The organism is Acidisphaera rubrifaciens HS-AP3 (assembly GCF_000964365.1).
In the GTDB taxonomy this organism is placed as follows: domain Bacteria; phylum Pseudomonadota; class Alphaproteobacteria; order Acetobacterales; family Acetobacteraceae; genus Acidisphaera; species Acidisphaera rubrifaciens.
The window spans coordinates 1-5,054 of record NZ_BANB01000393.1 but is presented as its reverse complement, the minus strand read 5'-3'; the positions used below and the strand labels follow the sequence as shown (position 1 = coordinate 5,054).

The following is a 5,054-nucleotide window of genomic DNA, read 5'->3' as shown; positions in this document are numbered from 1 at the left end:
GCGGCGGCGGGATCGGCCATCACCTCGGCCAGGCGCCGCCAGGTCGCGCGCACGAGCGCCGCGGCGACCTCGGCGGTCGTGTCGAACAGCGCGGCGGCGGCGCGGCGCGACAGGCCGGCATGGACCGCCAGACGCGACAGCGGCACCTCCACGCCGAGATCGGGCACGAGCGTGCGCGCCGCGGCCAGCAGCATGTCGATCCGCTCCTCGTCCAGCCGCCGCTCCTGCGCCTCCCGCCGCCGCCGCCGCGCCTCCCGTTCGTCGCGATCATCATGCATGTTCGCTTTATGTTCCGACACCCCGCAGCGAGGCAAGCGCGTGCGGGCGCGGCGTCGACACGACGTCCGCACACAGCCTGGTGAGCACCGCGCCGGCGGGCTTCCGGGACGATCGGCGGCCATGCTTTCGTCTGCGCGGCACGGGGGGAGCCGCGCGATGGATGCCAGCGGGACGGCGGCGGCGGCGCCGCGGATACGGCCGGAGGGGCTGGTCTATGCCCTCGACGAGCGGCCGCCGGCGCTGCGGCTGTTGCTGCTCGGGCTGCAATACGCGGTGATGGACGCGATCTATCTCGTGCTGGTCGCGATCATCCTGCGCGCCGCCCATGTGGACGCGGCGACCAGCGTCAACCTGATGGGCATCGCCTGCATCGCGGTCGCGATCGGCACGGCGCTGCAGGCGCTGCCGCGCGGGCCGGTGGGATCGGGGTTCCTGGCGCCGCCGGTGTTCTCCGCGACCTATCTCGCGCCCTCGGTGCTGGCGGCGCAGGCGGGCGGCATGCCGCTGGTGTTCGGCATGACCCTGCTCGCGGGGCTGGCGGAGATCGCGTTCGGGCTGCTGCTGGGGCGGCTGCGGGTGATCGTGACGCCGGTGCTGAGCGGGCTGAGCGTCTTCATCGTCGGCCTGCAACTCGGCGTGGTCGGGATCGGGCAGATGCTCGACGCCCGGCACGAGCATCTGGCGACCTATGGGCTGCATCTGTCGGCGGCGGTCGCGACGCTCGCCGTCTGCGTCGGGCTCAGCATCTGGGGGCGCGGCGCGGCAAAGCTGCTGTGTTCCAGCATGGGCCTCGCGGTCGGCATGGCGCTGGCGGCGGCCGTGGGCATGATGCCGCCGGGGTCGCTCGCGGGGCTGCACGGGGCGGCGTGGTTCGCGGTACCGATGCCGGCCATCGGCCATATCCGGTTCGACCTGCACCTGATGCCGGCCTTCCTCGCGTCCGGCGTCGCGGCGGCGCTGCGCGCGGTGGGCGTGGTGACGACCTGCCAGCGTATCAACGACGCCGGCTGGCGGCGGCCGGACATGGGCAACATCCGCCGCGGCGTGCTGGCGGACGGGCTGGCGAACACGCTGGGCGGCATCCTGGGCGCGCCGGGGATGAACATCGCGCCGAGCCTGGTCGGCATATCGACCGTGACCGGCGCCACGAGCCGGGTGATCGCCTTCGCGGCGGCGGCGATCCTGTTCGTCATCGGCCTGTCGCCACGCATCGCGGGCGCGCTGCTGCTGGTCCCGCCGGAGGTCGCGGGGCCGCTGCTGGTGTTCACCTCGTCGTTCATGATCAGCGGCGGCATGCAGATCATGCTGGCGCGGCCGCTCGACCCGCGCGGCGTCTATGTCATCAGCATCTCGACCCTGCTGGCACTCAGCGAAAGTGTCTTCCCCGCCTACTATCGCGCGCTGCGGCCGATGGCGCGCAGCCTGACGGAAAACCCGCTGGCGTTCGGGCTGGGGACGGCGGTGCTGCTGACCCTGCTGTTCCGCCTCGGCACGCGGCACAAGGCGGAGACGCCGTGGGACGGGTCGGAACCATCGACACGGCGCGCGGTCGGGTTCCTGGAGACGACGGGCAAGGCCTGGAAAGTGCCGGCGGAGACGCTGTCGCAGGCGGCGGCGCAGATGGCGCGAATGATGGCGATGCAGCCGCCCGGCATGCCCGCGGACGGGCGGCTGCGCCTGTCGTTCGACGGCGCCGATCTCGACCTGGCGCTGCGCTGGGGCCGGCCGGAGGCGCCGGTGCCGCTGCCCGCCGCCCAACCGGTCCCGCCAGCGACGCTGGAGATCGAGAACGAGGAATCGGCGCTGATGCTCGGCCTGCGCGACTTCCTGCGCGGCCTGACGGCGGACCGCAAATCGGTCACGCGGCGGCGGGGCGAGGTGCTGGTCCGGCTCGGCTACAGCGTCTGACCGGTTTCGTTCCCAATCGAACGACAATCCACCCGGAAATCCCCCCGCCCGCCTGTGACGCGGTTCACAGCGACTTCGCATCGTCTCCGTTACGTTTCCCGGACGCGGAAGACCGATACGTCCGTGATGAAACCAGGGAGGTCCTCGTCATGTCCACGCTGACATCGGCCAAGATCATGTTCCAGACCGGCGACGACGACAAGCGCAAGGAAAGCAGCCTCGACATCTCCGTGATCGACAAGACCGGGCAGCTCGTCGCGAGCGCGGCGGATTCCTACGGGCTGTTCGACAACAACACGACCAACGGGCCGTTCGATCTCGAGGTGCTGAACCCGGCGAAGATATCCGCGCTGCGGCCGGGCGGCAGCCTCGTGCTGAGCTGGACGCCGTGGGCCAACAGCATCGGCAACACCGACGAATGGCATTTCGGCCTGTCGCTCACCCTCGCCTTCTCCGACGGGGAGCACGTGGCGATCCAGGAAGGCGGCCTGCGTCTGACCGCCGCGCAGCCAACGCTGACCTTCGGGCTGTAGCGTCCGACCTTGCGACGGGCGGGCGGCGGCGGCCGGGGCCGCGGCCCGCCCAGCCTGCGGCGCGCGCCCCCTCAGACCGCCAGCCGCGCCTTGCTCACCCGCAACGTCGCCACCACGCCCTCCGGCGCCCAGTCGAACTCGATCGAACCGCCCAGCTGGCGGACGATGCTGCGGTGGACCAGCGTGCTGCCGAACCCCGGCTCGCCGCGCCCGGCGGTGACCGGCGGGCCGCCCGTCTCCGTCCAGACGATCGTCGCCGCGTCGTCGTCGGCGTCGCACGCGACCGACAGCCGGCCCGCCGCCGCCGACAGCGCGCCGTATTTCAGCGAATTGGTCGCAAGCTCGTGCACCACCAGCGCGAGCGTCGTGATCGACCCCTCGCCCACCGGCAGTTCCGGCACGCGCACCCGGATGCGGTCGCCGATCGTGCCCTTGTCGTCATAGGCGCCGAGCAGCACGGCGATCAGCGCGCCCAGCGTCGTCGCCTTGCGTTCGTTGAGCAGCGTCGGCCGCACCAGCTCGTGCGCCTGCCCGAGCGCGTACAGCCGCCGGGTCAGGTCCGCCGCCATCGCCTCCGGCGTGGTCGCGGACCGCGCGGCGATCTGCGTCAGCCCCGCGGCGATCGCGAACAGGTTCTTGACCCGGTGGCTCATCTCGCCGGCCAGCAGCTCGCGATCCTCCTCGGCCAGCTTGCGTTCGGTGACGTCGAGGAAGATGCCGAACATCCGCTGGCCGGCGCCCGCGTGGTCCTCGCCCTGCCCGCGCGCGGCGACCCAGCGCACCTCCTGCCCGTCGAGGATGCGGAAATCCAGCTCGAACTCGCCCGGTATGTCGCGCGTGGAGGTGAACGCCGCGCGCACCCGGTCGAGATCCGCCGGATGGATGCGCGACGACAGCGCCGTGAACGACACCACCCCGCCATCCGTCGGCACGCCCCACAGCCGTTCGGCGCGGGCGTCCATGGTGATCTCGTCGGTCTCGACCCGCCACGCCCACAGCGCGACGCCCGCCGCGTCGGTCGCGATGCGCAGCCGCTCGGCATCCCAGACCGGCGCCGCACCCTCCGTCCGTGACATGCGAAAGCCCCGCTGCGTCAGCCGAGCGGCGGGGATACCAGACGGCTCCCCCCGCCGCCAGCACCCGGGCCCGTTACCCGGCCCGGCCCGGCCCGGCGCCTGCCCGCGCATCCTCCCCCGCGGCCCCCCCGGGACATCACTGCACCGCCATGCGGCGGAATATGCGGACCTTCAGCCAGTCGAGGACGACGAGATACGCGCCCACCACCGCCAGCAGCAGGACGATCAGACCTGGGCCGACCGGCGCCATGAGGGTGCCCGTCGTCGCCAGCACCGCGACCACCAGCAGGTCCAGGACCGAACTCAGCATCAGCCACCGGCTCGGACGCGACCGCCAGAACGGGCCGCGCGCCCGCACCAGATACACGTTGCCCTGACCCGTCGCCACGAGCATGACGAAGACCAGCGTCTGCAATTCGGCCAACCGCAGACCGAGCACGTCGCGCCCGAAGAAGAACACGGCGAAGGACAGGATCAGCACGAGCCCCGCCAGCATCCCGCCGGTGCCGATCAGCGTCCGCACGTCCCAGCGGTCGGGGTGCTGCGAAAATCCCACGTTGTCGGTCGCGATCGCCATGGTGACGAAGTCGTTGGTGAACAGCAGCAGCACGATCAGCAGCGGCGTGATGACGAACACGTGCGTCACCATCACGCCGATCGTCAGGAAGACCGCGATCTCCAGCGTCTTCATGATCTTGTTGATCGTGTAGGTGAGCATGCGCTGATAGATGCGCCGGCTGATCCGCACCGCCGTCAGCGCATCCACCAGCCCCGGCGCCGTCAGCGCCACGCCCGCGGCGGCGCGGGCGACGTCGGTCGCGCTCGCGACGGCGATGCCCACGTCCGCCTGCTTCAGCGCCGGCGCGTCGTTGACGCCGTCGCCCGTCATGCCCACGACATGCCCCGCCGCCTGCAGCAGCCGGATCAGCCGTATCTTGTGCTCCGGGAACACGCGCGCATAGACGCCGTGATCCAGCGCCCGCGCGCCGTCGACGTGATCCAGCGCCTCCGCCCCCGCGACCGGTCCGTCGATGCCGACCCGCCGGGCAATGGCGCCGGCGGTCGCGGCGTTGTCGCCGGTGACCATCACCACGCGTATGCCCAGCGCCTTCAGCCCCGCCACCAGCGCCGCGGAATCGGCGCGCGGCGGGTCCTCGAGCGCGAGAAGACCCGCGAGGCGCAAGGTCGCGCGGCTGTCGCCGGACGCCACCGCCAGCACGCGCGCGCCGGACGCCGCGAGGCCGTCGATCGCCTCCGC

Annotated in this window: 5 protein-coding genes; 2 read left to right on the top strand and 3 right to left on the bottom strand. The window is 72.1% G+C overall.

Features of this window, described 5'->3' with window-relative positions; genetic code table 11:
- Positions 1–278 (bottom strand): hypothetical protein (locus B8460_RS11685; RefSeq protein ID WP_048861776.1); only part of this gene is annotated, 278 nt, incomplete at its 3' end.
- A gap of 157 nt (positions 279–435) precedes the next feature.
- Between B8460_RS11685 and B8460_RS11680 the strand changes: the two genes are divergently transcribed.
- Together B8460_RS11680 and B8460_RS11675 are read left to right on the top strand one after the other, a co-directional pair.
- Complete coding sequence (locus B8460_RS11680) at positions 436–2,187, top strand: solute carrier family 23 protein (RefSeq protein WP_048861775.1); 1,752 nt, start codon at positions 436–438, stop codon at positions 2,185–2,187.
- A gap of 149 nt (positions 2,188–2,336) precedes the next feature.
- Positions 2,337–2,720: a hypothetical protein gene (locus B8460_RS11675; protein WP_048861774.1), complete on the top strand. Its 384-nt coding sequence runs from the start codon at positions 2,337–2,339 to the stop codon at positions 2,718–2,720.
- 71 nt (positions 2,721–2,791) lie between these two features.
- Here B8460_RS11675 and B8460_RS11670 read toward each other — a convergent pair whose 3' ends face one another.
- On the bottom strand, positions 2,792–3,796 hold the full coding sequence (locus tag B8460_RS11670) for a sensor histidine kinase (RefSeq protein WP_048861773.1): 1,005 nt from the start codon (positions 3,794–3,796) through the stop codon (positions 2,792–2,794).
- 136 nt (positions 3,797–3,932) lie between these two features.
- The coding region (locus B8460_RS11665; RefSeq protein ID WP_048861772.1) for an HAD-IC family P-type ATPase at positions 3,933–5,054 on the bottom strand (1,122 nt) is incomplete at its 5' end.

Excerpts from the sequence above, each read along its gene's own strand:
- B8460_RS11680 (WP_048861775.1), top strand. The coding sequence starts at position 436 with ATGGATGCCAGCGGGACGGCGGCGGCGGCGCCGCGGATACGGCCGGAG.
- B8460_RS11670 (WP_048861773.1), bottom strand. The coding sequence starts at position 3,796 with ATGTCACGGACGGAGGGTGCGGCGCCGGTCTGGGATGCCGAGCGGCTG.
- B8460_RS11675 (WP_048861774.1), top strand. The coding sequence starts at position 2,337 with ATGTCCACGCTGACATCGGCCAAGATCATGTTCCAGACCGGCGACGAC.